25 protein-coding genes and 2 pseudogenes are annotated in these 23,981 nt (G+C 69.5%); 19 read left to right on the top strand and 8 right to left on the bottom strand.

From position 1 onward, the window contains the following. The first annotated feature begins 6 nt into the window (after positions 1-6). Positions 7-1,866, top strand: a complete 1,860-nt coding sequence (locus J8M51_RS32285; protein ID WP_086754305.1) for a ricin-type beta-trefoil lectin domain protein — start codon at positions 7-9, stop codon at positions 1,864-1,866. 190 nt (positions 1,867-2,056) lie between these two features. Here J8M51_RS32285 and J8M51_RS32280 read toward each other — a convergent pair whose 3' ends face one another. Beyond that, positions 2,057-2,788: a nuclear transport factor 2 family protein gene (locus J8M51_RS32280; protein ID WP_267299648.1), complete on the bottom strand. Its 732-nt coding sequence runs from the start codon at positions 2,786-2,788 to the stop codon at positions 2,057-2,059. Positions 2,789-3,180: 392 nt separating this feature from the next. Between J8M51_RS32280 and J8M51_RS32275 the strand changes: the two genes are divergently transcribed. The 4 genes from J8M51_RS32275 to J8M51_RS32260 all read left to right on the top strand — a co-directional run bounded on the left by J8M51_RS32275 (position 3,181) and on the right by J8M51_RS32260 (position 6,387). Next, positions 3,181-3,357, top strand: a complete 177-nt coding sequence (locus J8M51_RS32275; protein ID WP_179202975.1) for a hypothetical protein — start codon at positions 3,181-3,183, stop codon at positions 3,355-3,357. 111 nt (positions 3,358-3,468) lie between these two features. Next, positions 3,469-4,164 (top strand): type 1 glutamine amidotransferase domain-containing protein, encoded by a 696-nt coding sequence (locus J8M51_RS32270; protein ID WP_086754301.1) that lies wholly within the window; start codon positions 3,469-3,471, stop codon positions 4,162-4,164. Between the two features lie 170 nt (positions 4,165-4,334). Continuing rightward, on the top strand, positions 4,335-5,258 hold the full coding sequence (locus J8M51_RS32265) for an alpha/beta hydrolase (RefSeq protein WP_267299647.1): 924 nt from the start codon (positions 4,335-4,337) through the stop codon (positions 5,256-5,258). 337 nt (positions 5,259-5,595) lie between these two features. Next, on the top strand, positions 5,596-6,387 hold the full coding sequence (locus J8M51_RS32260) for an NPP1 family protein (RefSeq protein WP_256964016.1): 792 nt from the start codon (positions 5,596-5,598) through the stop codon (positions 6,385-6,387). A 111-nt stretch (positions 6,388-6,498) separates the two neighbouring features. On the opposite strand, the gene J8M51_RS32255 is transcribed toward J8M51_RS32260, so the two are convergent. Continuing rightward, on the bottom strand, positions 6,499-10,200 hold the full coding sequence (locus J8M51_RS32255) for a WD40 repeat domain-containing protein (RefSeq protein ID WP_256964017.1): 3,702 nt from the start codon (positions 10,198-10,200) through the stop codon (positions 6,499-6,501). Between the two features lie 237 nt (positions 10,201-10,437). Here J8M51_RS32255 and J8M51_RS32250 point away from each other — a divergent pair. Then, positions 10,438-10,734 (top strand): annotated as a pseudogene (locus J8M51_RS32250) (FCD domain-containing protein); the annotation flags it as partial. 140 nt (positions 10,735-10,874) lie between these two features. Here J8M51_RS32250 and J8M51_RS32245 read toward each other — a convergent pair. Next, positions 10,875-11,264: a S24/S26 family peptidase gene (locus J8M51_RS32245; protein ID WP_086751876.1), complete on the bottom strand. Its 390-nt coding sequence runs from the start codon at positions 11,262-11,264 to the stop codon at positions 10,875-10,877. 255 nt (positions 11,265-11,519) lie between these two features. Here J8M51_RS32245 and J8M51_RS32240 point away from each other — a divergent pair, with 255 nt between their 5' ends. Beyond that, positions 11,520-12,959 carry a VWA domain-containing protein gene (locus J8M51_RS32240; RefSeq protein WP_267299646.1) on the top strand — a complete coding sequence of 480 codons (1,440 nt, stop codon included), beginning with the start codon at positions 11,520-11,522 and terminating at the stop codon, positions 12,957-12,959. A gap of 199 nt (positions 12,960-13,158) precedes the next feature. Next, a complete protein-coding gene (locus J8M51_RS32235) occupies positions 13,159-13,683 on the top strand; it encodes a hypothetical protein (RefSeq protein ID WP_256966305.1) in 525 nt (174 codons plus the stop codon). A gap of 390 nt (positions 13,684-14,073) precedes the next feature. Here J8M51_RS32235 and J8M51_RS32230 read toward each other — a convergent pair whose 3' ends face one another. From J8M51_RS32230 to J8M51_RS32215, 4 genes are all read right to left on the bottom strand, one after another. Beyond that, on the bottom strand, positions 14,074-14,949 hold the full coding sequence (locus J8M51_RS32230; RefSeq protein WP_086763787.1) for an acyl-CoA thioester hydrolase/BAAT C-terminal domain-containing protein: 876 nt from the start codon (positions 14,947-14,949) through the stop codon (positions 14,074-14,076). 86 nt (positions 14,950-15,035) lie between these two features. Then, positions 15,036-15,467 carry an arsenate reductase ArsC gene (locus J8M51_RS32225; protein ID WP_179202990.1) on the bottom strand — a complete coding sequence of 144 codons (432 nt, stop codon included), beginning with the start codon at positions 15,465-15,467 and terminating at the stop codon, positions 15,036-15,038. A gap of 31 nt (positions 15,468-15,498) precedes the next feature. Continuing rightward, a complete protein-coding gene (locus J8M51_RS32220; RefSeq protein ID WP_086754659.1) occupies positions 15,499-16,233 on the bottom strand; it encodes an aquaporin in 735 nt (244 codons plus the stop codon). Continuing rightward, a complete protein-coding gene (locus J8M51_RS32215) occupies positions 16,230-16,604 on the bottom strand; it encodes an ArsR/SmtB family transcription factor (RefSeq protein ID WP_086754658.1) in 375 nt (124 codons plus the stop codon). Before J8M51_RS32215 ends, J8M51_RS32220 begins: the two co-directional genes overlap by 4 nt. 104 nt (positions 16,605-16,708) lie before the next feature. On the opposite strand from J8M51_RS32215, the gene arsM reads away from it, so the two are divergent. After that, entirely contained in the window at positions 16,709-17,608 is a 900-nt protein-coding gene (arsM, locus tag J8M51_RS32210; RefSeq protein ID WP_086754657.1) for an arsenite methyltransferase, read from the top strand. Between the two features lie 254 nt (positions 17,609-17,862). Next, positions 17,863-18,579, top strand: a complete 717-nt coding sequence (locus J8M51_RS32205) for a hypothetical protein (protein ID WP_143673120.1) — start codon at positions 17,863-17,865, stop codon at positions 18,577-18,579. A gap of 83 nt (positions 18,580-18,662) precedes the next feature. Here the strand turns inward: J8M51_RS32205 and J8M51_RS32200 are convergent, their stop codons facing one another. Beyond that, positions 18,663-19,658, bottom strand: a complete 996-nt coding sequence (locus tag J8M51_RS32200) for an NADP-dependent oxidoreductase (RefSeq protein WP_086754655.1) — start codon at positions 19,656-19,658, stop codon at positions 18,663-18,665. Between the two features lie 120 nt (positions 19,659-19,778). Here J8M51_RS32200 and J8M51_RS32195 point away from each other — a divergent pair, with 120 nt between their 5' ends. From J8M51_RS32195 to J8M51_RS32155, 9 genes and pseudogenes are all read left to right on the top strand, one after another. Beyond that, positions 19,779-20,666, top strand: a complete 888-nt coding sequence (locus tag J8M51_RS32195; RefSeq protein ID WP_086754654.1) for a LysR family transcriptional regulator — start codon at positions 19,779-19,781, stop codon at positions 20,664-20,666. Positions 20,667-21,041: 375 nt separating this feature from the next. After that, complete coding sequence (locus tag J8M51_RS32190; protein WP_256964185.1) at positions 21,042-21,446, top strand: type 2 periplasmic-binding domain-containing protein; 405 nt, start codon at positions 21,042-21,044, stop codon at positions 21,444-21,446. Between the two features lie 42 nt (positions 21,447-21,488). Continuing rightward, positions 21,489-21,908, top strand: a complete 420-nt coding sequence (locus J8M51_RS32185; protein ID WP_086754653.1) for a hypothetical protein — start codon at positions 21,489-21,491, stop codon at positions 21,906-21,908. Beyond that, a complete protein-coding gene (locus J8M51_RS32180) occupies positions 21,905-22,099 on the top strand; it encodes a helix-turn-helix transcriptional regulator (RefSeq protein WP_086754652.1) in 195 nt (64 codons plus the stop codon). The genes J8M51_RS32185 and J8M51_RS32180 overlap by 4 nt, the downstream gene beginning before the upstream one ends. Before the next feature lie 106 nt (positions 22,100-22,205). Next, positions 22,206-22,445, top strand: coding sequence for a hypothetical protein (locus J8M51_RS32175; protein ID WP_086754651.1), 240 nt, complete (start codon positions 22,206-22,208; stop codon positions 22,443-22,445). Then, positions 22,445-22,819 (top strand): toxin Doc, encoded by a 375-nt coding sequence (locus J8M51_RS32170; protein WP_086754650.1) that lies wholly within the window; start codon positions 22,445-22,447, stop codon positions 22,817-22,819. Before J8M51_RS32175 ends, J8M51_RS32170 begins: the two co-directional genes overlap by 1 nt. Before the next feature lie 169 nt (positions 22,820-22,988). Next, entirely contained in the window at positions 22,989-23,288 is a 300-nt protein-coding gene (locus J8M51_RS32165; RefSeq protein WP_256964184.1) for a hypothetical protein, read from the top strand. A gap of 68 nt (positions 23,289-23,356) precedes the next feature. Then, positions 23,357-23,527, top strand: coding sequence for a hypothetical protein (locus tag J8M51_RS32160; RefSeq protein ID WP_256964183.1), 171 nt, complete (start codon positions 23,357-23,359; stop codon positions 23,525-23,527). A 26-nt stretch (positions 23,528-23,553) separates the two neighbouring features. Next, positions 23,554-23,880, top strand: a pseudogene (locus tag J8M51_RS32155) (response regulator transcription factor); the annotation flags it as partial. Between the last annotated feature and the right edge of the window lie 101 nt (positions 23,881-23,981).

The following is a 23,981-nucleotide window of genomic DNA, read 5'->3' as shown; positions in this document are numbered from 1 at the left end:
ACTTCAATGAAGAAGAGACAACGGCTCCGCCGCCTGAGTGCGCAGGTCACCGCGCTGACGCTGGCAGTCACGGGCGGCGTGGCGGCCCTCGCCTCGGCGCCCGCGCAGGCCGCGAGCGGCACGATCGGCGTGACCCTGACGACGTCCGACCTGAGTCAGGCACTGACCCCGCAGCCGGGCATCGCCCTGGGGCCGGTGTCCTCGGGCAGTGTGAACCTGACGGTGGACGACACTCAGTCGTTGCAGACCATCGACGGCTTCGGTGCCGCCTTCACCGACACCTCGGCGTACCTCCTGCAGAACAAGCTCAGCGCCACCACCCGCGACCGGGTGATGCGCGACCTGTTCACCCGCGGCTCCGGCATCGGCCTGTCCCTCATGCGGACACCGATGGGGTCCTCCGACTACACCGCGACCCCGGCGAACAACCCGGGCACCTACTCCTACGACGACAACGGCGGCGTGGCCGACCCGAGTCTGGCGAACTTCTCCACCGCGCACGACGACGCCTACATCATCCCCATCATCAAGCAGGCCCAGGCGCTCAACCCGTCCATGAAGCTCTTCGCCAACAACTGGAGCCCGCCGGCCTGGATGAAGACCACCAACACCATGCTCGGCCAGGGCAACGGCACCCTGCGCTCGGACATGTACGGCCCGCTGGCGCAGTACTACGTGAAGTTCCTCCAGGAGTACAAGGCCAAGGGCGTCGACGTCTGGGGCATCACCCCGCAGAACGAGCCGACGATCTCACCGTCCACGTACTCGGCGATGCTGTGGTCCGCGAGCAACGAGGCGAAATTCATCGCCGACGACCTCGCCCCGGCACTCCAGCAGGCCGGTTTCGCCGACACGAAGATCATCGGCGGGGACGCCGACCACGTGGACACCAACTACGCCAACACGCTGATGGCCAACCAGGCGGCCCGCGACGCGATGTACGGCACCGCGTGGCACTGCTACCAGAACGACCTCGGCAAGATGACCACCATCCACAACTCCTACCCGGACAAGCGGATCTACGAGAGCGAATGCTCCACCGGGCCCGGCATCGCCCCGATGAACGCCGCCCAGCTCGCCCTGCAGTCCACCTTCAACTGGGCCAACGGCGCCCTGCTGTGGAACCTGGCGCTCGACACCGCCGGCGGGCCGAAGATGGGCGTGGGCTGCACCAACTGCACCGGGCTGGTCACCGTCGACCAGGCCACCGGCAAGGCCACGTACACCGACAACTACTACCAGCTCGGTCAGTTCTCGAAGTTCGTCGTCCCGGGCGCGACCCGGATCGGCTACAGCGACGGCGGCGGTATCTGGGCCCAGGCCTACAAGAACCCCGACGGCGGTGAGGTGCTGGTCGCCTACAACAACAACTCCTCCGCCACCACGTTCACCACCACCTGGAACAACGCCGGATCGTTCTCGTACACGCTGCCCGCGCACGCCACGGTCACCTTCACCCGCGGCGCGCAGACGGCCGCCGGCCAGATCGTCGGCCAGGGGTCGAACCGGTGCCTGGACGATACCGGCAACGCGGCAAACGGTGTCCAGCAGCGCATCTGGGACTGCGTGCAGGCAAGCGCCGACCAGCAGTACCTGTACTCGGCGAGCCGTGAACTCCGGGTCGCCGGCAAGTGCCTCGGCGCGAACGGCAACGGCACCACCAACGGCACCAAGGTCATCACCTGGGACTGCAACGGCGGCGCCAGCCAGAAATGGACCTTCCACGCGGACGGCAGCGTCACCAACGACCTGTCCGGCCTCTGCCTCGACGTGACCGGTACGGCCACGGCGAACGGGTCCAAGATCCAGCTGTGGAGCTGCACCGGCGCAGCCAACCAGACATGGTCGGCCTCCAGCGGAGGCTGACGGACGAAGGACACGGCGGGCCGGGCCGGTCCTGCCCACGGAGCCCGAACCGCTCGCGAACCGTGCGGGTTCACGAGCGGTTCTCCCCCGCTGTTGTCGGGTGACGAGTGCTACGGCGTGATGACCAGCCTCGTCGAGCCCTCGGGCCGGGATCCTGGCTCCGTTCCCGTCGAAGGCGCAGAGGGAGATCTCAGGAATCCTCGACGGGCGCCTGGACGTCGTCGTAGACCCGGGCGGCGGCCAGCAGCCCGTCGGGGCCGCGCTCGTAGACGCCGATCCCGGCCTGGGGCGGCAGGTCGGACTCGCCCCAGCGGACGCAGTTGTACTCCAGGGCGCAGCGTGTGCCGTCGTCGGTGACGGTGCAGTGCTGGAGGCCGATGCCGCCGCCGGCGCTGAAGAACATCGTGAAGAAGGATCGGAGCCGGTCGGTGCCGCGGTGGACGAACCCGGGTCCGCTGGGCTCGCGGAAGTAGCCGTCGGCGGTGAAGGCGCCCACGATCGCCTCGGTGTCTCCGGCGTCCAGCGCGGCCTGGTAGCGGCCGACGACATCGGCGGGGTGGGCGTCACCCGCGGCGAGCAACGGCGGCCTGACCTGGTGCCGACCGATGAGCGGCCATTGGCTGTAGTAGGTCCGGAAGATGGCCGAGGTGTCGTCGGGGGTCTCGGCGACGACGGCGATCGGCCAGTCCAGCTCGCGGCCGTCGATGTCCAGGTGGACCAGCAACTCGACGACGGCGCGGCCGTTGCCGGCCGTGGTGGCGACCACCGTGGTCGTGGCGTGGTGCTCGCGCAGCCAGGCGCCGCTGCGCTCCACGAATCCACTCAGTCGGCGGTGTCCGCGCACTTCGCCTTCACGGGGGTCGTGGACCACCACGCTGCCGGGCCACGCCAGGTCGAGGTCGTGGATGTCGCGGTCGTTCAAGGCACGCACGAATAGGGCGACAGGGTCGGCCGAGGCATCGGCGCGCACCTGCTTTCGCGTGTCGTTGGGCGTGAACGGGCGGCGGGCGGTGGTCCGACCGTACGTTCCTCGTCGCCATCGGGGACCGTCGCCACGGGGAACATCGGAGCACCGGATCGCCCATCATGCGGTGAGGCACCGCGCGTTCGCCAGGTCCCAGGGTCGTGGTCAGCGAGCGCGGCCTTGGATCTTCTGGACGAGGCGCCGTAGTACTTCCGTAGCAATCGCCGCTTCCCCATTCACTTCCTGGGTACGGGGGGAGCCTTGGAACCCACTCCTACATTGAGGCTGCGCCCGAACACACACACGTGCTCCGGGCTCTGTGCCCGACGTTGTCAGACAAGGAAGTTCCCATGAGCTCTTCTCGAAACGATGGATCCCCCTACTTCAGGCGGCTCACCGCTGGTCTGGCTGTGGCCGCTGCGGTCGGTGGGATCATCATCGGCGCCGTGACGATGGACAAGGGCAGCGCGCAGGCCGACGCACCGTGGGACTGCAACCGCAGCGGAACGGCTTGCAGCCACTACTGATCCGCGCGCATACCCTGATCGGGGCAGGGCCTGTCGGCCGCGCGGGAACAGCGTGCCGGCCGAGAGGCCCTCCTCCCCTCATTGCCAACCCCTACTTCACAGAGGAACTCCATGGCCCGTACGAACCGCATCCTCGTCATCGTCACCAGCGTCGGCGAGTACGAGAAGGTCGGGTACCGCACCGGTCTCTGGCTCGGCGAACTGACCCACTTCTACGACGTCGCGGAGCAGGCCGGAGCCGAACTCACCATCGCCAGCATCGAGGGCGGACCCGTGCCACTCGACCCGGAGAGCCTCGCCCACAACGTCCTCGGCGACCTGGGCACCGACAAGCGGTACGCCGACCGGCGGTTCATGGACAAGCTCCAGGACACCCTCGCCGTGGCCCAGGTCAGCGTCGACGACTACGACGCCATCTACCTCACCGGCGGTCACGGCGTGATGTTCGACTTCCCTCAGAGCCAGACGCTGGCGACACTCATCGCGCGGTTTCACGAGACCGGCCGAATCGTCTCGTCCGTCTGCCACGGAGCATGCGGCCTGCTCGACGTCACGCTGAGCAACGGTGAGCCCCTGGTGAAGGGCAAGAACGTCACCGGTTTCTCCTGGCGCGAGGAAGAACTGGCCCAGCGGGCGGACGCCGTCCCGTACAGCCTGGAGGACCGGCTCAAGGAGCTCGGAGCCCACTACGGCACCGCTGAGACAGCGTTCGCCCCGCACGTCGTCGAGGACGGCCGCCTCATCACCGGCCAGAACCCCAGCAGCGCCAAGGCAGTCGCCGAAGCGGTGGTCCGGCACCTTGGCTGACGCCCCCACCTGCCCCGCCTGACCACACTCGTTCTTCCGGTGGGGGCGGGGCAGTACTCAGGTACTACTGACGACAACCGATTTGGGGTCCATGGTCCCGTGGCCACCGGTTCGGAAACGCCTAGCCTGTGCATTCCGCCGCGAGTCCCAGTCAGCTGAACGGATCCCCCATGTCTCTGCTCTCCCGGCCCACGCTGGCCTCGTCCGCCGCCAGGATGATGCAGGTCCTCGACGGCCTGCTCGCGGACCGCCACGCCGCGAAGAACCTGCACACTCGGTACCCCGAATACCCCCGGATCAGCACCGAGCTGACCATCCCGACGTCCGTCGCCCCCGCCCGTGCCGTCGTGTACCTGCCCCGCCCCCCGCACGACGCTCCCCTGCCGGTCCACGTCAACTTCCACGGCGGCGGCTTCGTGCTGCCCCCCATCGAGCTCGACGACCCGCTGTGCCGTCTGCTCGCGGCGGAGGCCGGCGTGGCGGTCGTGAACGTGGACTACGCCGTGGCTCCGCAGCACCCGTTTCCCGCACCTCCCCACCAGGCGTACGACGTCGTTCGATGGGTCTCCGAGAACGGAGCCGAGAACGGGTGGGACGGCAGCAGACTGACGGTGGGCGGCCAGAGCGCGGGAGGCGCGCTCGCCGCGGCGGTCGCCCGTCAGGCCCTGGAGAAGGGCGCGCCCGCCATAGCTCTCCAGGTCCTGCACTACCCTCCCCTCGATCTCGCGACCGACATCCGGGACAAGCGGTCCACCCTCGCCAAACCACTGCTGCGACCGTGGATGGGCGACGTGTTCAACAACTCGTACGTCCCGAATCCGGGACACCGCGTCGGCCCTCTGATCTCCCCCGCCCATCCGTCCGACACGGACGACCTCACCGGGATCGCCCCGGCCCTCGTCGTCACCGCGGAGTACGACCTTCTTCGTGACGAGGGCGTCCGCTACGCCGAGCGGCTGCGCGGCGTCGGCGCGCTGGTGGACCACCACGACGTTCCCGACGCCGATCACGGGTACGACCAGAAGGACGCCGAAACCGCCCGGAGCGTCTACACCCTCATGGCCCGTCACATCCGTGGCGCCACGGGTTCCTGACCGTCCCGACGGCACGCGCCGAAGAACTGCGCGGAAGACACCGACCCGGGTCCGGCGAGTCTCCGCGCGCCGGGGGTTCGGTCCTCTCGACCGGACTTGGCGAACAGTAGGTGAACGACGGCCGCCACCACGGGAACGAAGGCGGACTCCCGGAAAACACCAGGTCCGCACAGAGAAAATCAATTGATTAGCCCCCGGGGCAGGGGCTTTCAATCAACATTTCGCCCTCCAGTCTCGATCTCACCCCGCCGGATTCCCCGGCACGGACAGCGCCGGATCCCGGCGGACCGAGCAACTGGAGAGAACCCCCATGCCCCAGACAACCAGGACGAGGCGGATGTCCCGCCTCGGTAGGACCGCGCTCGTGGCGGGCAGCGTCGCCGCGCTGACCCTCGGACTGACCGGCGGTGCCCATGCCGACGACGGGATCAAACCCCTCCCGTACATGGGCCAGGGCGCCCCGAAGCAGGAGATGTTCCAGCCGCTCTTCGACTACGACTCGGACGGCTGCTACCCGGCGCCCGCGGTCGACGCGAGCGGCAACCTCAACGGCGGTCTCAAGAACTCCGGGTCGATCACGGGCGGCTGCAAGACCGGCCACCTCGGCAACGCCAACACCTATTCGCGGGCCAAGTGCGACAAGGGCACCGGCTGGTGCGGCATCGTGTACGCCCTGTACTTCGAGAAGGACCAGGTCGTCGCCGGCGCCGACGCCTTCGGACACCGGCACGACTGGGAGGCCGCCGTGGTCTGGTACCACGGCAACGACGAGTGGCCCAGCTATGTGTCCACCTCCGCCCACGGGGACTACACGACCAAGCGGTTCAACGACGTGGAGCGGGTGGGCAAGCGCTTCAAGGTCGTCTACCACAAGGACGGCGGCAGCACGCACGCCTTCCGCTTCGCCAAGGTCGGGGAGCAGGCGGAGGCCTGGGGCCCGGACAACTGGGACCGCCCGAGCCTGGTGCCCTACGACAGCCTGTGGGGCACGAACCGGACGGCCTGGAACGCGCTGGCGAACTCGGACTGGGGCAAGGCCAACTTCCCGATCCAGGACAAGGGCGACCGCTTCCGTAACACCCTGAACAAGGCCAAGCCGTCCGACATCTCCTTCAACGCCTGGAGCTGACGCCCGGATCACCGTCCACGACCTGGCTAACAGAGGGGTGACGGTGCGGCCACGGCTGTCGGGATCTCACCGAACGGCCTCCGCCGCACCGTCGCCTCCAGGTCCGGCTCCTCAGCAGATGCGGCGGTACGGCGTGTCCGCGACGACCGTGCGCCACTGGGCCCTGGAGAGGTTGGCACCGTCCGCGCGGGCGCAGATCCGGGCGACGGCGCGGTCGGTGTCGACGGGGTAGCGCTGGAAGGGCGCATGGGCGCTCCCGGCGTAGAGGGTGCCGCTGTCGGTGCTGAAGGCGAGGGTGTCGATCCTTTCGCCGGGAGTGGTCAGCGGTACGCCGAGTTGTTGCCGCGTCTTGAGGTCCCAGAGCTGAAGGGCACCGGCGTTGCCGCCGACGGCCAGGGTGCGACCGTCGGGGCTGATGGCGAGGGCGCTGATGGACTCCGAGGCGAAGAGGTCACCCTCCAGGGTGGGAAAGACGATCTCCAGCAGGCCCGTCCGGTGGCGGAGAGTGTCGTCCCAGAGCGCGACCCTGCCCGTGCTGTCGCCCACCGCGAGCAGGGTGCCCGGGGGGCCGAAGGCGAGGGCGACGGCGTTCGTGTTCGCGCCCAGCGTCTGCGCGGACCTCCGAGCGGAGGGCAGACGCAGCACGCCCCCGTCGCCCACGACCAGCCGGCCGTCGGGGCGGAGGGCGTTGACGGCGCCGACCGACGGGGCGACCGTGGCCGTCCTGCGCCGGCGTACGGTGTCCCAGATCTCGTCCCTGATCTCGCCGGTGTCCGACTGGAGACTGGCATAGAGGGTGTGTCCGTGGGGCCCCAGAGCAAGGGAGACAGGAGAGGACGCGGAGACGGGCAGAGTGAGGGTGCCGCGCTGTCGTCCGCGACGAAGATCCCAGACGCCGAGCCGTTGGGGGGTGGACGAATCGGCGACGACGCCGTAGACAAGGGCGTCTCCGTCGGGGCTGAAGGCCATCAGCGGGAGGGCCTCCTCGGAGGGGCCCCGGCTGTCCGCCGCCCGTGGGCCTGGGCGGACCGGGGACGGCAGGGTGCGCAGAAGGTGTCCGTCATGGGTGTCGCGCAGTTCGAAGGAGTCGGCGCCGGACGGGCCGGCGGTGACGAAGGTACGCGCGTCGGGGCTGAGGAGCACTCCGCTCAGGGGGCGACCGACCCGCCATGGGGTCGTGATGGCCGCCCCCAGGTCCAGTGAGCGGACCGTGTCGCCCTGCGGATAGCGCAGGACCGGATGATCCGGATCCCAGGCGAGGCCACCGTCGACCTCCTGGTGAAGGCCGTACCGGAACACGGGGGATTCCGGATCCGACAGCCGCCACACGCGGATCTCCTCGCCCGCGACAGCCGCGAGGAAGCGGCCGTCGCCGCTGAGAGCGGGGTGCTGCACACCTCGCTCCCCCAGGGAGGCGACGTGGCGGCCGGACCGTATGTCCCAGACCGCGGCCGAGGTGTCCGACAGCGTGACGAGCCGCTCTCCGCCCCGTCTGCCGCCGATCACGAACGTCGGACTGTGGCCGCAGACGGCGCCGTCATGCTGCCAGGCGCCGGGCAGGGTGCGCCGTGCTCGTACGTCCCAGATCTGCGGGCGCCCGGCAGAGCAGGCCACCACCAGGCGGGCGTCGGTGCTCACGGCCGCCGAACCGGCCTTGTCTGTCTCGAACAGCAGCCGGCCGTCGGAAAGGGAGCGCAGTTGCACCCGTTCCTTGTCGAACCGGTCGACGAGGTACGCGCGACCGGCGGGGGCGAAGCCGAACCGGGTGAACCGGTAGTCGTAGGAACTGGAGCCGCCGGTCCAGCGTCCGGTGTCCCTGTCCCACAACCGCACGTCGTTCCCGGCGAGCAGGGCGAGGACCCGGGCGTCCGGACTGGTCGCGAGCACCTGGCCGTCCGGAAGCCGCCCCGACGCGGTGAGGCGGTGTTCGGGCACGTCCCATGTCTGCCAGGCGCGTCCCCGGACCGTGAGCAGTGTCCGGCCGGAGTCGGCGAGGAACCGTTCCACTCCCTCGCTCGGCGCGTAGTCGGTGAAGGCGTCGAGCTCGGGCTGGGCAAGGGCACCGAGCAGGGCCCGGCGGGTGTCGGGCTGCGGCGCGAGGCGCCAGGCGGCGGCGCCGAGCAGCATCGCGGTCCGAGGGTCGGAAGAGCGCAGGGAGGCGGCGGTCTGGGCCACCTGGCGGCCCACCGTGTCGGCGCGCTGTCGTTCGTTGTCCCGGTGCTGCCGCCATGAGATCTGGCCGAGCAGGAGCGCCACCGCGAGCACAGCGGACAGGGCGCCCGCCATGAGCCTCACTCTGCGGATGGTGCGCGTCGCGGCCCGTCCTTCCGCTTCGCGGGCGTCGAGGGCGGCGGCGAGGAACTCCTGCTCCGGTTTCGTCAGTTCGTCGGTGATCACGACCGGCTTCCCCCGGCGAGCGCTCTCGACGAAGAGTGCCTCCGCGCGGGCCAGACGGATGCCCCGGTACAGGGCGCCCGGGTCGCGATCGGTCTCTTCCCAGGCGCGGGCCGCCCCGATGAGGTGCAGGTGGCAGCGCAGTCGCTCCCGGGTCTGTTCGATCCACTCGGCCAGACGGGGCCAGCACGTGATGAGGGCCTCGTGGGCCAGTTCCACCCGCTCCTCGTCCATGGTCAGCAGCCGGGCTCGGGCGAGCCTGTCCACCACCACGGGCACCTCTGGGTCGGCCCACTCCTCGAACTCCGCCAGCCCCATCGGCCGCCGGGTGTCGGCGGTGCCGTCCCCCGGCTCCACCAGCCGCAGCAGGACATGCCGGGCGGTGCGGGCCTGGGCCGGGGAGAACTCGTGGAACACACGCTCGGCGGTCGCCGCGATCGCGCCGCGCACACCGCCCGCGGCTTCGTACGCGGCCGTCGTCAGGACCCGGCCCTGACGCCGCCGCCAGGTCTCCAGCAGGGCGTGCGAGAGCATCGGCAGCCCACCGGGCTGGTCGACGACCTCCGCGACCATCCGTGCGGTCAGCTCCCGCTCCACCAGCAATCCGGCCGCCGCCGCCGGCTTGACGACGACCTCCCGCAGGGCGTCCGCGTTCATCGGTCCCACCAGCAACGCGGTCCCTCGGAGCGCCTTCGCCAGCTCCGAGTGCTCCGTGCACCGCTCGAAGAAGTCCGCCCTCATCGCCACGACCACGCGGAGCTTGCTGTCCGGCTCTCGCGCGGTCAGCAACAGATCGATGAAGCGCTTCCGCTCCTGCCTGTCCCGGCAGAGCGTGAACACCTCCTCGAACTGGTCGACCACCACCCAGCTGTCCGGCTCCCCCTCCGCAGGGGTCAGCAGCCGCCCGTATGTCTCCGCCGGTCTGGCCCCGGGTGTCAGCACCCGCACCACCGCCGGGCCGCTCGTCCTCGCGGCCGACTCCTGGAGGCAGGGGATGAGTCCGGCCCGCAGCAGTGAGGACTTCCCGCTGCCCGACGCACCGAACACCACCGCGAACCGGTGCTTGCACACCAGTTCCCGCAGCTCCTCCACCAGCTCGTCCCGCCCGAAGAACACTCCCCGGTCATCGGGTTCGAATCTCGCGAGTCCTCGATACGGCGGCGCCGACTCCTCGTTCTCCTCGCGTGCCGCAACGCTGCTCGCGGCCTCGGCGGCTCGCCACCGCGACTCCCACTTCGCCGGGTCGGCGCCGCACGCCCGGACATACCCTCGCAGAACGACCAGGGTGGGCAGGCGCTGCCCCGCCGCCGCCTGGGACAGAGACGACGCGGAACATCCCGCGGCCTCCGCCATCGACCGGTACGACGGCGCACCGGCCGACCTGCGCAGTTCCCGCAGATCGTGGGCGAGGTGCTGCACCGGACCAGCCGATGGATCCACCGGAACCTCAGGACGCCCCACCGGCGGGCACCCCCTCGAATATCAACTGAAAAAGGCCTGCAATCCATGGCAAATCTATGTATGGGAGTCCCCGCAACCAACCCCTGGCTCCGGCATGAGGCATTGATCACGCCGATCGACGCCCCAATCCGAACCGACCGAGGGTGCCTACCGACCGAGGGTGCCTTCGGGATTGATCAGACCGATGGCAGGGGACCCGCCACCACCGCGCCGGCCGCCATCCGGATCTCCGACGAGGGCCTCGTGGAGGTGAAGCGGCACCTGGACGCCATGCGGGAAGCACAGGGCGACGTCGAGCGGCTCAGCGCCCACGACGCGGCCTTTCACCGCGCCGTCGTGTCGGCCACCGGCGACGAATCACTTCTCACCTGCTCGAAGGCATCGCGGGGCGTGGCCGCGGCCCTGCTGCACGTCAGCAACACCGAGCGATGGGTACGCGCGCACATCCAGGTAGGTCCGCCGGAACGTCCAGACACCCTCCGTCGCGGCTGAACGGAGCCACTCCCCTGCGGACTGTCTGTCCACGGTGACCGCGGCCCTCGTCGTGGTCGATCTCGCGCACACGCACTCGATCTGTCGCCCGCGCGGCTCGGCGGCCCGATGCCGCTGGAGTGTCCGGTTCCGGAGGAGTGTCAGGTTCCGGAGGAGTCTTTGGGTCCGGAGGAGTCTTTGGGTCCGGCCGCGAGGGTCTTGCCCGCGGCTCTCGACCGGGTGACGCCGTCGACCGCCACGCAGATGCCGAAGACACGATCGTGGCTGGTCCAGCCGTTGACGCGGCCACGGTTGTTACTGATCTGCACGCGCTTCCTGGCGTGGTCCACGGACGACACCAAGTGCAAGTAGACCGTCCCCGCGACACGGGCGAGGACGATGTCCCCGACCTCCAGCCTCGACGGATCGACCGGAGCAACCACCACCTGCTGCCGACTGCGTATCAGGGGGATCATCGAGAAGCCACTGGGCCGGAACGTCACGGTGGCCCCGCCGGCGACCCTGCCCGCCACTGCGTCCAATGCACCCATTCGGTGATCGTGGCAGATTCCTCCCGATCAGCCCACTGATTTACGGGGTGGGCTCCACGTGGCGTGACTCGCGGAGCGCGTCGTCCACGACTTTCCACAGCTGTCGACGGCTGTCGATGGCTGTCGATGGCTGTCGATGGCTGTCGACGGCAGGAGCGAACCGGGACTTGCCCAGCGCCTGGGAAGACGTAACCGCGCCCCTGGAGTTGGGTATCGAACGGTCCCGGTACCGGGTTCTGTGGGCAGACTGGGCGCATGACAGCGACATCGATGAGCAAGGGCGGCAACCTACCCATCGCCGCCGAGGCGGTGCAGGTCGAGCTCGGCTGGTCCGGGGGCCCTGGTGCACCGGACGCCGACGCGTCGGCGTTGCTGCTCCGTGCCGACGGCCGGGTGCGGGACGACGGGGACTTCGTCTTCTACAACCAGCCCCAGCACGCTTCGACTGCTGTGCGTCATCTGGGCAAGCGACGAGGCGACGGCGGCGGTACGACCGACACCATCGGGGTGGATCTGCGGGCCCTCGAGCCGGAGATCGACCGGGTCGTTCTCGGTGCTTCGGCGGACGGGGGCACTTTCGGCCAGTTGTCCGGCCTACGGTTGCGGCTGCTCGACGCCGGGACGGGTGAGCAACTGGCGCTGTTCGACATGGAGGCGACGACGGAAACCGCGTTCATCGGCGGGGAGTTGTACCGGCGGGCCGGTGAGTGGAAGTTCCGCGCGGTGGGACAGGGGTACGCCTCCGGACTCGCGGGACTGGCCACCGACTTCGGGATAGGCGTCGACGACGAACCAGGCGCCACGGCGGCCGCGCCCGCACCCGCGTTCCCGTCCGCACCCGCTCCTCCGGCACCCAGGCCCACCGTCGCGAGCGCCGCGCCCCGGACCGACGCTCCCGTCCCGCCCCAGGCCCCGACGGCTCCCGCCCCGCGTCTCGTCAAGGGCGAGGAACAGTTGCCGGTGGACATGCGCAAGCGGCTCTCCCTGCGCAAGGAGCAGATAGCCGTCAGTCTGCGCAAGCACGGGGCGGAGGGGGTGACCGCGCGCGTCATCCTGGTCCTGGACGCCTCCGGGTCGATGTCGTTCCTGTACTCCAAGGGTGTCGTGGCCGACGTCGTGGAGCGGATGGCCGCCGTGGCCGCGCAGTTGGACGACGACGGTGAGATGCAGGCGTGGACCTTCGCGTCGAACCCGGCCCGGCTGCCGGACCTCGCCCTGGGCGACCTGCCGGAGTGGCTGCAGCGTCATGTCCGGGTCGGTGAACTGACGTTGTTCCGGCGCAAGAAGCCCCGGAAGGGGCTCCTGCCGGGCCAGGTGGACATGCGGATGGTCGGAATCCAGAACGAGGAACAGAAGGTGATCGCCGAAGTGCGGACGTACGTCCGTGAACACCCGGCCGCAGCACCCACGCTGGTGCTCTTCTTCTCCGACGGCGGCGTCTACCGGAACGAGGAGATCGAGGCCGAGCTGAGGGAGGCCGTGGACGAACCGGTCTTCTGGCAGTTCGTCGGGCTGGGGCGCTCCGACTACGGCGTGCTGGAACGCTTCGACAACCTGCCGGGCCGGCGCGTCGACAACGTGGGCTTCTTCGCCGTCGACGACATCAGCCGCGTACCGGACGCGGAGCTCTACGACCGACTGCTGTCCGAGTTCCCGTCATGGATCCGCGAGGCCGGACGGCTGGGCATCATCTGAGCCGACGACCGGTCCCGGTTCGCTTGAGCCCTGGCCGTGGACGGGCTGGCTGCCCTGCGGCGGGGTGACTGCGCCGGTCCGGCTGGGTGGTCGGGCACCGCCACCACGGCCGACGTCGACGCGCGCCGAGGAGCGGCAGACTTGACGGCCCGGGCCATGTGCAGCGGGCACGAGGCCGAAGATTTCACGGGGTACGTCGGTGGATCTCAGCTCAGTCATCATAGCTGTGGCAGGCGTCGCAGGAACCCTGGGAGGGGCGCTGCTCACCCAGCGCGGCTCCGAACGAGCGAAGCGCCTGGAGATAGAGCTCGTTCGCAACCATGAGGAGGTCCGCGAGAACCGTTCGCTGCGACGCACCTGCTACGCGGAACTCAACCGAGATGCCCGGCAGTTCACCACCGCACTCAACCGGCACCTGCACGTCATGAGGGAACGCGGCGTGGAGGAGGCCGACACCGACGCGCTCGAGGAGGCAAAGAACGCGCACCGCGATCGATACTCCGAAGCACAGATGATCGCCCCCGAGGACGTACTCATGCGAGCGAGTGTCGTCAACCAAGCCCTGAACAAGGTCTACGGCCAGGTCAAGCGCCTCGAACGTGGCGCCCCCGAACCGGGCGAAACGATGGAGACCGCGGCCCAGGCCCAGTACGAGGTCTGGGAGAATCTCCGAACCATGAGAACCGCCATGCGTCACGACCTCGGTGTGTCGCATGAGGATTGAGAGCCGGCACTCAGCTCCATGAGAGCTCTCGCGCCTCCCGCGACCAGCCAGAAGCTGATCGAGGCCGAGGTGAGAACGCAAGCTGAGCCCGAGATACTCGCTGCGGCAGGGTCTGGAAAGCACAGATGTCGAGTGCTCCTGTCCCTGCTGCGGCATCGCTCATAGGTCACGTCATGTCTGCCGGTGCTCTGACGCATGTATTCGCTCACGAATAGTTCTACGTACGCCACACTCCCACCGACTTCGCCGCGCGCTGACCGAGCTGCTGGTCTGACCCGCCGCTGTTGGGACACCGCCACCGCTGACGTGAGATGTGGTGGTCTGCCAGGCGCAGGACCGTCCGCGGGCATCGTCGTACGGCTCGACGGAGAAGCCTCCTGTCGAGATCCGTCAGAAGCCGCGAGGGGCCGGGCCTCGGAGTCTGTCGAGGATGTGCGGCCACGCGGCCTTTCCCAGGAGCATGTCCGCTTCGGGTGTGCCTCCGTACAGGAAATGCGGGGAGGCCGGCGCCGGGCTCTCGCCGGGAAGGCGCGGTCGATGGCCGGCGTCGTGGTGGGCGATCAGGCGCACCGTGGCCCCGGCCGAGCGTCGGCGTTCTGCCAGTTGTTCGGCGAAGGGGAGAGAAGGCCACATCGCGTCGTCGGCACCGGCGACGAGCAACAGATCCGCCCGGGCCTTCTCCACGGGGATCTCAGCCATGGGGAGCAGGTGAGCGAAGCGCTGCTCGCTGGCCTCGTACCATCCGCGGATGGCAACCGGAGGACCGCTGCCCGCGTCGACCGCTGGGGTCCAGGAATCGTCCAACGGAACGAATGGCAGGGGGTGCCCCCGCCATGTCCAGGAAGAGCGATACGGGCGCTGCTCTCCATCGTGGCCCGGACCCACATTGCACCAGACTCGCGAGCTGGGTGACAGCGCGATGACCACGTCCACGCGCGGGTCGTGCACGGCCGTGAGCAGAGCTGCTTCAGCCCCCTTGGAGACGCCCAGGATGCCGATGCGTCGTGCCCCTCTCGCTGCGAGGAAGTCGACCGCGGCCGTGAAGGTCTCCAGGGGGATCTCGCAAATCCCCGGGCACTGTCCCGGTCCGCCGAACCAACGGATGGACAGGGCCGCGATGCCCTGCTGAGCAAGGATGCTCGTTCTCTCACGTTCGATGCGTCCGCTGGAACCGGCCAGGACCAGCAAGCCGACGTCACTGCCGTGAGTGGGAACGGCCAGGAATCCTTCCCAGGGATGGGTCAGCTCCTGCTCGACAACGTCCACGATCTCCCCCAGTTCGATGCGCCATGCTCGCGAGGTTGCCTGGCAGCCTCGCGAGCACGGCCGAGTGTGTGCGTGTGGTCCTGCCGTCAGTTGGGAGCCACCTCCGAGATCAGCGCCCGCACGCGCGTCTCGATCGCGTCGCGGATGGGGCGTACGGCCTCGACGCCTTGACCGGCCGGGTCGTCGAGTTGCCAGTCGAGGTATCGCTTGCCGGGGAAGACGGGGCAGGTGTCGCCGCACCCCATGGTGATCACGACGTCGGACGCCTGGACGGCCTCGGTCGTGAGGATCTTCGGGGTTTCGGCGGAGATGTCGATGCCGACCTCCTTCATCGCCTCCACGACGGCCGGGTTGACGGTGTTCGCGGGAGCCGAGCCGGCGGAGCGGACCTCGACGCGGTCGCCCGCGAGGTGGGTGAGGAAGGCGGCGGCCATCTGGGAGCGACCGGCGTTGTGGACGCAGACGAACAGCACCGACGGGCGCGGCGCGGCATGGCGCGGCATGGCGGAGGAGTTCATGGGTGGGGGCTTTCTCGGGAGAGCGGGTCGGTCAGACGACGGCTGGTGCCGGTTCGCCGTGCGGGACGACGGCCTCGTCCACGGCGGGAGCGGGGCGGCCGTAGACCACGGCCACGGCCCCCAGCCCGAGCACGGCTCCCAGCAGCTGCGCCGCGATGAACGGGGCGACAGAGGCCGGGGCGATACCGGCGAAGGTGTCGGTGAACGCCCGGCCGATGGTCACCGCCGGGTTCGCGAAGGAGGTGGAGGAGGTGAACCAGTACGCGGCACCGATGTAGGAGGCCACCGCGGCCGGGGCGAGCGCGGTGCGGCCGATCCGGCCGAGGCCGAGGATGAGGAGGATCAGCCCGGCCGTGGCGACGACCTCGGCCAGCAGCAAATGCCCGGCGGACCGGTCATGGGCCGAGAATCTGACCAGCGGCTTGGCGAACATCGCGTCGGCCAGGACCGCGCCGCCGATCGCGCCCGTGATCTGGGCGGGCACGTACGCGGCGACGTCCCGCAGGGCCGGTCCGCCGGGACGGCGACGGCCGCTGAACCAGGCGGCGAGTGTGACGACCGGGTTGAAGTGCGCGCCGGACACGGGACCGAGCAGCAGGATGAGCACGCCGAGGCCGAAGACCGTGGCCAGGGAGTTGGCGAGCAACTGCACACCGACGTCGTGCGACAGCTCGGTCGCCTGGATACCGGAGCCGACCACCACCGCCACCAGCAGTCCGGTGCCGATCGCTTCGGCGGCGACGCGACGGCCGAGGGAGGCGTTCACGCGGTGATTCCGGCGGGCCGGGCGGTGGCCAGGAACGCGGCGAGCTGGTCGAGGACACCGGGCAGCACCCAGTAGTACACCCAGGTCCCGCGGCGCTCGCAGTCGATCAGACCGGCCTGGCGCAGGAGCTTGAGGTGGTGGGAGATCGTCGGCTGGGACAGGTCGAAGGCCGGAGTCAGCTCGCACACGCACACCTCCCCGCCCTGGCCGCGGGAGGCGATCATCGACATCAGGCGCAGCCGGACCGGGTCGCCCAGGGCCTTGAAGACCTTCGCCAGGTCTGCGGCCTGGTTCTCGTCCAGGGGCGCGGTGGACAGGCTCGGGCAGCAGGCGGCGTCCTGGCCGATCACCTGAAGCTCTTGTTTCGACATGCCTCTATGTTGACGTTTTTCGATTCAAGACGCAAGCTTGCATCAACGAACATCAATACAGGCCGTTCCGGGCCGTTCCGCGGCCCGTCATCCAGGAGTGAGTCATGAGCGAGCAGACCACCACCGACCTGCGCGAAACCGTCCGCCGGCGGTACGCCGCGGCAGCCGCGAAGGTCACCGAGGGCGGCACCGCCTGTTGTGGGCCCGAGCCGGTCGAGGTCGACGAGAACTTCGGCTCGACCCTGTACGCCGCCGACGAGCGCGACGCCCTGCCCACCGAAGCCGTGGCCGCCTCGCTGGGCTGCGGCAACCCGACCGCCGTCGCCGAACTCCGCGAGGGCGAACGTGTCCTCGACCTCGGCTCCGGCGGCGGCATCGACGTCCTGCTCTCCGCCCGCCGCGTCGGCCCGGCAGGCAGGGCGTACGGGCTGGACATGACCGAGGAGATGCTCGCCCTCGCCCTGGCCAACACGGCGAAGGCGGGTGCGACGAACGTGGAGTTCCTCAAGGGCACGATCGAGTCGGTCCCGCTGCCCGCGAGCACCATCGACGTCGTGATCTCCAACTGCGTGATCAACCTGTCCGTCGACAAGCCCGCCGTCTTCGCCGAGGCCTTCCGCGTCCTCAAGCCCGGCGGCCGGATCGGCGTCTCCGACGTCGTCGCGGACGACGCCCTCACCGCTGAACAGCGGGCCGAGCGCGGTGACTACGTCGGCTGCATCGCCGGCGCACTGTCCTTCGCCGAATACCGCGCAGGCTTGGAGACAGCCGGGTTCTCGGGCATCGAGATCACCGCCACCCACCCGGTCGCCGACGGCATGCACTCCGCCATCATCCGCGCCACCAAGCCCGCCACGGCTACCGCCACCGGACCGGACGCCTCCGCGACGGTCGACTCCTGTTGCGGCGTCACCGCCTGCTGCACCCCGGCCGAGCAGGCGGCGGACCCGTCCGCCACCGTCAGCGAGGCCAAGAGCGCCGCTGGCTGCGGCTGCCAGGGCTGACGACGCGCCCACCAGGATGGCGCTGTCGCTCGACACGGCGGTGGCGCCACCACCCCTGGTACGTCTCGGATCCCGCAAGGTGCGGGACTTCAACGGCTCCGACGCCGACCGCCGGCTCCCCCGCCCGGACATCCTCGCGGAGAGAAAGACGGCAACCGACGCGGGGGTGAACGGTGTCGGGACCAGCGTTGAAGAGGCGGCGGTCGACGGGCGACCACGTACTGGACGCGTCGGGGGTGCAGTAGCTTCAAGGCGTGTCCACGCCCCCGCCGCCACAGCCGTACCCCACGTCCCAGCCGTACCTGGCGCCTCCTCCCCCGCCGCAGAGGAGCCGGGTACGGGCCGGTGTCGTCCTGGGGGTCGTCGGCGGGGTCATGACCCTGTTGGTCATCGCCTGGGCCGCGGTGGTGGTCGTGGTCGGCAACGGCGGCACCGACGGAGACCTGCCCGAGGCGCGGTACCGATTGACCCTGCCCAAGACCCTGCTCGACGGTGAATACAAGATGGAGCGGGACTTCTCCGACTCCCCGCAGGACAGTTTCGAGCAGCATGCCGAGAGCGCCCTGGGTGGCGTTGACGTCCGTGCGGCCGTCGCGATCTACTCACCCACGAACCGTGGCGGCCAACTGAACGTCACCGGTGTGTACGGCCGGTTCAAGGACGCCGACGACGCCCGGGACACCATGCTGAAGGACGCCGCCGGCCCGGACGGCGTGTCGGTCGCCCGGGCACCCGAGGACATCCGCCCCTCCGGCTCGGACGTCACCGTCGCCTGCCAGCTGATCGCCCATGAGGACCTGAACATGCGGACCATCATGCCGATGTGCGCCTGGAACGACGGCAACACAGGCGCCCTGATCGGCGAGGTCGACCCCGCGATCTCCTCCAAGGACCCCAAGGACGTGGACCTGGCAAGTCTCGCCGAACGGACCCTCCGCATCCGGGCCGAGCTTCGGCAGCCGATCAGCTGACGGTCTCGGGCACCTTCGGCTCGTCCAAGCGTGGGCGAACTTCGCTACCGCCCGCAGGAGTTGGAGTCGGAGTTCGGCGATCGCTACACCACCCGCAGCACGATCTTGCCCTGGATATGGCCCTGCGCGACCCGCGTGTGTGCGCGACCCGCCTCGGCCAGCGCGTAGGTACTGTCCACCCCGACCTGGAGCTTGCCCTCGCCGAACAGGCGGCCGATCTGGGCGAGTTGGGGGCCGTTGGACCGTACCTGAATGTTCGAGACGGTGATGGCCAGACGCGTCGTCTCTTCCGGGTCGTACTGGGCGAAGAACACCGGAAGCATGGTGCCGCCGTGCTTGAGCACGCTCAGGAAGCGTGAACTGTCCGGGCCACCGACGGTGTCGATCACCAGGTCGACGCCGCCGACCACGTCCTCGGCCCGGGTGGTGGTGTAGTCGATGAACTCATCGGCGCCGAGCTTGCCCAGGAACTGTTCGTGCCGGCCCGAGGCCACCGCGATGACATGTGCCCCCTTCCATTTCGCCAACTGCACCGCGAAGTGGCCCACTCCACCGGCAGCCCCGTTGACCAGCACGGTCATGCCCGGCGTGAGCGGCACCGGCCGGTGCACCCGGCCGGTGAAAGGAGACGGCACGTCGTGGCCGAGATCAACCAGGTACTGCCAGGCCGTGAGCACGGCCATCGGCGCCCCAGCCGCCTGCACATGGTCGACACCGGTCGGCTTGTGCGCCAAGTCCGCAGCCGGCGCGGCCACATACTCGGCGTACGTCCGGCCGTCGAAGCCGGGGAACCGCAGCATGCCGAAGACCTCGTCGCCCACGGCGAACCGTGACACGTCCGGAGCGACCGCCTCGACCACACCCGACATGTCCGTTCCCGGGATCAGGGGGAACTCCAGCGCCGGCCTCATCTCGGCCGGCATGACCTTCATCCCCTCCCGCAGGTACCGATCCGGCGGGTTGACGCCCACCGCGTGCACCCGGACGAGCACCTCACCCGGGCCGATCCCGGGAACCGGCACCTCCTCGTACCGCAGAACTTCCGGCCCGCCCGCTTCATGGAACTGGATCGCCTTCATCACGCCTGTCGCTTTCTCGGGAAACGTTGCTCCTCCAGTCAAGGCCCAGGACGGTTCGGCCGTCCAAGACCCGTTCGGCAACCGGTCATTCCGAAACGGCATGACGCGTACGCTGCAACGGTGAACGATCTCGGGCAGGATCTGGAACTGCGGCTGGTGCGCTCCTTCACCGTGGTGGCGGCGCATCAGCACTTCGGCCGGGCCGCAGACGAACTGCACGTGGCCCAGCCGGCGCTGAGCCGCCAGATCCAGCGGCTCGAGAAATACCTCGGCACACGACTGCTGGACCGCACGCCCCGGGGCACCCGACTGACCCCTGCGGGTCAGACGTTCCTCCCCCGCGCCCAAGCCCTGCTGCAGGCCGCCCGCCAGGCCGAATCAGCCGTGCGTGAACAAGCCCGGACCCAACGAATCACCATCGGCTACGTCGAAGACCTGGTGATCACTGCCGCCGTACGGGAACTGCGCTCCCGCCACCCGGACGCCGAGATCTCCACCCGGCATCTGAGCTGCCGTGACGTCGGGGCACTGTCCGACCTATCCGACAAGCGCGTCGACGCCCTGATCGCGCGAGCCCCACTGCCGCTCGCCACCGACGACCTGTTCATCACCCCGCTGTACCGGGAGCCCCGGATGCTCGTGGTCCCGCGGGGCCACCCCCTGGCCGGCCGCGCGTCGGTGACGGCGGAAGAGCTGGCCGGTGAAGAGGCGGCGCCGTGCGCGTTCGAGACCGCGGACTGGACGTCCTACCGACTCCTCGGGACGGGTGTGCCGCCGGTCGAGAGCTACGAGGACAAGCTCGAACTCGTCGCCAGCGGCGAGGCGATCGCCGTACTACCGGTCGGCGACCGGCGCAGCTCACTGCGTCTCGACCTCGTCACCGTCCCGATCGAGGGCGCTCCCCCCAGCCAGGTCGTCCTGGCCAGCCGCGAGCACGACCCGAATCCGATGATCACCAACCTCCGGCTCGCCGCCGAGGCCACCCTGACCGGACCCGGCCGGCGATGACCGTGGGAGACGGGTCCGCGCCAAGCATCCGAGTCCCACCGGCCCACCACCGGCTGAACACCGCTCGACGCACGAACTGCCCGCCATGTCGCCGACCGCTCTCGCGCCACCACGGCCTTCCGTAGGCCGCAGGCCCTCAGGGCGGCGATCAGCACTTCCCGGTAGGACGTCGTCCAGAGCCGTACGGCGTTCCCCGGCCGCGATGTTCCTGGTGCCTGACAGCAGCGGTAGGACTCCGATGACGAGGTTGCGCCAGGTGGCCATGGCGGGGTGCGTTGCCGGTTCGCAGTTCAGAGGCGTCCTCGGCGCGTTCTTGTCACGCCCTCGGGAGCCGTCGAGCCGGCATGGCTGAGGCCCTGGTCGACCGTCGTTTCGTTGGGACTGATGGAGCCCGAAGGCACCCTCACCCGGCAGTGGGCCATGACCCTGTGCCGCGACGCCGGCTTCGAACCCGATGTGCGCTTCGAGACCACCGACCTTCTGCTCCACCAGCGCCTCGTCGAGCAGCATGCCGCGGCCTTCCTCCCCGACCTCGTGTTCGGCGGACAGCCCCCGACGGTCGCCCTGCGGCGGCTCCCGCGCGGCCGGCGCACCGGTCGCATCTTCACAGTCGTACGCCAAGGCCGCCGTCGGCACCCCGGCCCTTCTCTCGGGCGGCGGCGATGCACTTCGGCACCACGCCGGGCCGCTCGACGCCGAGCGCGGCGGTGGGTCAAGCCCAGGATCAGCGCCCGGGCGGCGATCGGTGACCGGGCAGCGCCTGATGTCAAGGACACTTGACACGCCAACAGGAACCCTTCTAGCGTGTCAAGGAAACTTGACATGACGCTGGAGGGGGCATCCGTGCAAGCACAGAACGAGCTCAAGGCGAGCGTTCGGCTCGCGTTCTGGACAGTCGCCTGGGCGGTAACCCTTGCCGTGGCCAAGTTCGGCCCGCAGCTCTTCTGGGATTCGCCACAGCGGGGGGCGAGTTGGGCCGCCGTCGCCGTCAATCTCGGCGTCGGTGTCGGCTGGATCGTCGCCTTCACACGCTTCCTCGGCGCACTCGACGAGCTACAGCGGAAGATCACGCAGGACGCGCTGGCGATCACCCTGGGCGTGGGGTGGATCATCGGCTTCTCCTACGCCGTCGCGGACGCCGCCGGCCTCGTCGCCCGTGATGTCGACATCGCCCTCCTGCCCGCGCTCATGGGGGTCGTCTTCTCGATCGCCTTCACCGTCGGCAAGATCCGATACCGATGAGGAACCGCATCACGGAGCTTCGTGCCGAACACGGCTGGACGCAGGCCGACCTGGCTCGGCTTGCCGGCGTGTCCCGGCAGACGATCAACGCCATCGAGACGGGGAAGTTCGATCCAAGCCTTCCCCTCGCCTTCCGCCTCGCCAGGCTCTTCGGCCTGAAGATCGAAGAGCTCTTCCTCGACGATCAATGACACGCACACCTGGCCATCACTCCGGAGCGCGGACAGTGCGGCCAGTGCGGCCAGTCCATCCACAGCCGCCATGGACGCACTGGTACCTAGTAGGTACCATGCCCGTATGCCGTCCTTGAACATCAGCTACACCGAAGAGGAGATGGAGGAGCTGCGCGCGGCCGCCGCCGCTACCGGCACCTCTCTCAAGCAGTACGTCCACGACCTGTCCTTGCGTGAGCGCCAGCGTCAGCAGTTCGTGCGCTATGCCGTCTCCTGGGGCGAGCAGCACCGCGACGAGTTCGACGAGGCCTTTCCCGACGAGGTCCCGCCCGCCGGCCGCCATCAGGGAGCCGAAGCCGCCTGATGGTGCTCCACATCGACATCTCCTGGCTGCTCGACGTCCAGGAACAAGCCGTCCCCGAGGACGTCACCGTCGGGGACTACTCCGCCCTCGTGGCCGCGGTCGCCCGCCACAAGACACGTATCCCCCGCCCCGGCATCGCCCCGCCGGACGCCGCGTGGCGGGCTGCTGCCCTGCTCCACACGATCGTCCGGCTGGAGCCCCTGCCGTACCGGAACTCGCTGTACGCCTGCCAGCTCGCCGTCGCCTACATGCACGCCTGCGGCGAGGGCATCGACCCGCCCTACGGCGCGCTCGTGGAACTGGTCCGGGACATCCAGGCCCGCAAAGCCACCGTCTATCAGGCGGCCGACCGGATCCGGATCTGGCGTATCTGACCCAGGTTCGGGGCTGTGCGCGCCGGAGTGGTCGAGTGCGGTCGGCTGGATACAGCGTTGGCGGCGGTGGCGGTATGCCGCGATGAGGCGGGCCATGATGACCGCGGTCGACGCCGGCGCGGCCACGGCCGCACAGAGGACCAGTGCCGGCCAGGCGTAGGCCGTCTGGGTGAGGGTGCCGACGCGGTTCATCAACAACCCGATCAGCGTGGCGAGTTGGGCCGGGAGGAGGATGGGCAGGGCCTGGGGAAGCAACCGCAGGGCCACCCGCCACCAGGGGCGGTCCGCCGTGCGACGGGCCCAGCGGCCGACCCGTACGACACCGCGCGTGCCCAGGGCCACGGCCAGCAGCATCAGGGTCGCCAGGAACCAGTCGGCGGTCATCGAGAACGGTGCCTCCACCTCCGGGTCCCTGCCCTGGGCCAGGTCGACCAGGCCCTGGGTGATCTGGGCGGCGTCGTCGCCGTAGATCAGGCCGGTGTCGGTGACGACCGCGATGCCGGTCCGGGTGCCGGGGAGCAGGGTCGCCATGGAGTTGTGGGTGAGGAGTTGGCCCGTGTGCTGGAGGGCGGTGGTACGGCGTCCCTCGGCCGACACACCCCCGTTGTTCTGCACGAGCTGGGATTCACAGCGGTCTCGGCCACCGCGCTGTGGTGGATGGACCTCCTCGGTCCCACGACCCTGCACGTGGAACTCCCCTGCCGCTGACCCCGCACCACCCCAGGAAGCCCTCCATGCCAACGACCCTGACCGTCGTACTCGCCGAAGACTCCCCACTGATGCGCGACGGCCTGACCGGTGTGCTCAACCGCTTCGGGCATCAGGTGCTCGCCGCCGTCACCCTGCGCCGCGCACACCCCGACCTGCCCGTCCTCGTCCTCAGCCAGTACATCGAACAGTCCTACGCCGCCCACCTCCTCAACCGGCGCCGCGACCCCCTCGAACGCCTCTCCCCGCGTGAGCGCGAGGTCCTCGCCCTCATGGCCGAAGGGCACGCCAACGCCGAGATCGCCCGCGAGCTGTACGTCACCGACGCCGCCGTCAACAAGCACATCGGGAGTCCGTCTTCCGAGACGCGGTTCGTGGAAGTCGCCGGGCATGGTTATGTGGCGATCATGTTCAGTCTCACCGTGTCACGGGTGCTCACCGTCGCCGACGTGAG

Origin of the sequence: Streptomyces griseiscabiei, from assembly GCF_020010925.1 — a bacterium.
In the GTDB taxonomy this organism is placed as follows: domain Bacteria; phylum Actinomycetota; class Actinomycetes; order Streptomycetales; family Streptomycetaceae; genus Streptomyces; species Streptomyces griseiscabiei.
The sequence above is the reverse complement of the archived record's forward strand: the minus strand, read 5'-3'. Positions and strand labels throughout refer to the sequence as shown.

Coding starts and splice junctions, on each gene's coding strand:
- J8M51_RS32285 (WP_086754305.1), top strand. CDS start 7: ATGAAGAAGAGACAACGGCTCCGCCGCCTGAGTGCGCAGGTCACCGCG.
- J8M51_RS32275 (WP_179202975.1), top strand. CDS start 3,181: ATGAGCTCTTCTCGAAACGATGGATCCCCCTACTTCAGGCGGCTCACC.
- J8M51_RS32270 (WP_086754301.1), top strand. CDS start 3,469: ATGGCCCGTACGAACCGCATCCTCGTCATCGTCACCAGCGTCGGCGAG.
- J8M51_RS32265 (WP_267299647.1), top strand. CDS start 4,335: ATGTCTCTGCTCTCCCGGCCCACGCTGGCCTCGTCCGCCGCCAGGATG.
- J8M51_RS32260 (WP_256964016.1), top strand. CDS start 5,596: ATGTCCCGCCTCGGTAGGACCGCGCTCGTGGCGGGCAGCGTCGCCGCG.
- J8M51_RS32245 (WP_086751876.1), bottom strand. CDS start 11,264: ATGGGTGCATTGGACGCAGTGGCGGGCAGGGTCGCCGGCGGGGCCACC.
- J8M51_RS32240 (WP_267299646.1), top strand. CDS start 11,520: ATGACAGCGACATCGATGAGCAAGGGCGGCAACCTACCCATCGCCGCC.
- J8M51_RS32225 (WP_179202990.1), bottom strand. CDS start 15,467: ATGAACTCCTCCGCCATGCCGCGCCATGCCGCGCCGCGCCCGTCGGTG.
- J8M51_RS32215 (WP_086754658.1), bottom strand. CDS start 16,604: ATGTCGAAACAAGAGCTTCAGGTGATCGGCCAGGACGCCGCCTGCTGC.
- arsM (WP_086754657.1), top strand. CDS start 16,709: ATGAGCGAGCAGACCACCACCGACCTGCGCGAAACCGTCCGCCGGCGG.
- J8M51_RS32200 (WP_086754655.1), bottom strand. CDS start 19,658: ATGAAGGCGATCCAGTTCCATGAAGCGGGCGGGCCGGAAGTTCTGCGG.
- J8M51_RS32185 (WP_086754653.1), top strand. CDS start 21,489: ATGACGCTGGAGGGGGCATCCGTGCAAGCACAGAACGAGCTCAAGGCG.
- J8M51_RS32180 (WP_086754652.1), top strand. CDS start 21,905: ATGAGGAACCGCATCACGGAGCTTCGTGCCGAACACGGCTGGACGCAG.
- J8M51_RS32175 (WP_086754651.1), top strand. CDS start 22,206: ATGCCGTCCTTGAACATCAGCTACACCGAAGAGGAGATGGAGGAGCTG.
- J8M51_RS32170 (WP_086754650.1), top strand. CDS start 22,445: ATGGTGCTCCACATCGACATCTCCTGGCTGCTCGACGTCCAGGAACAA.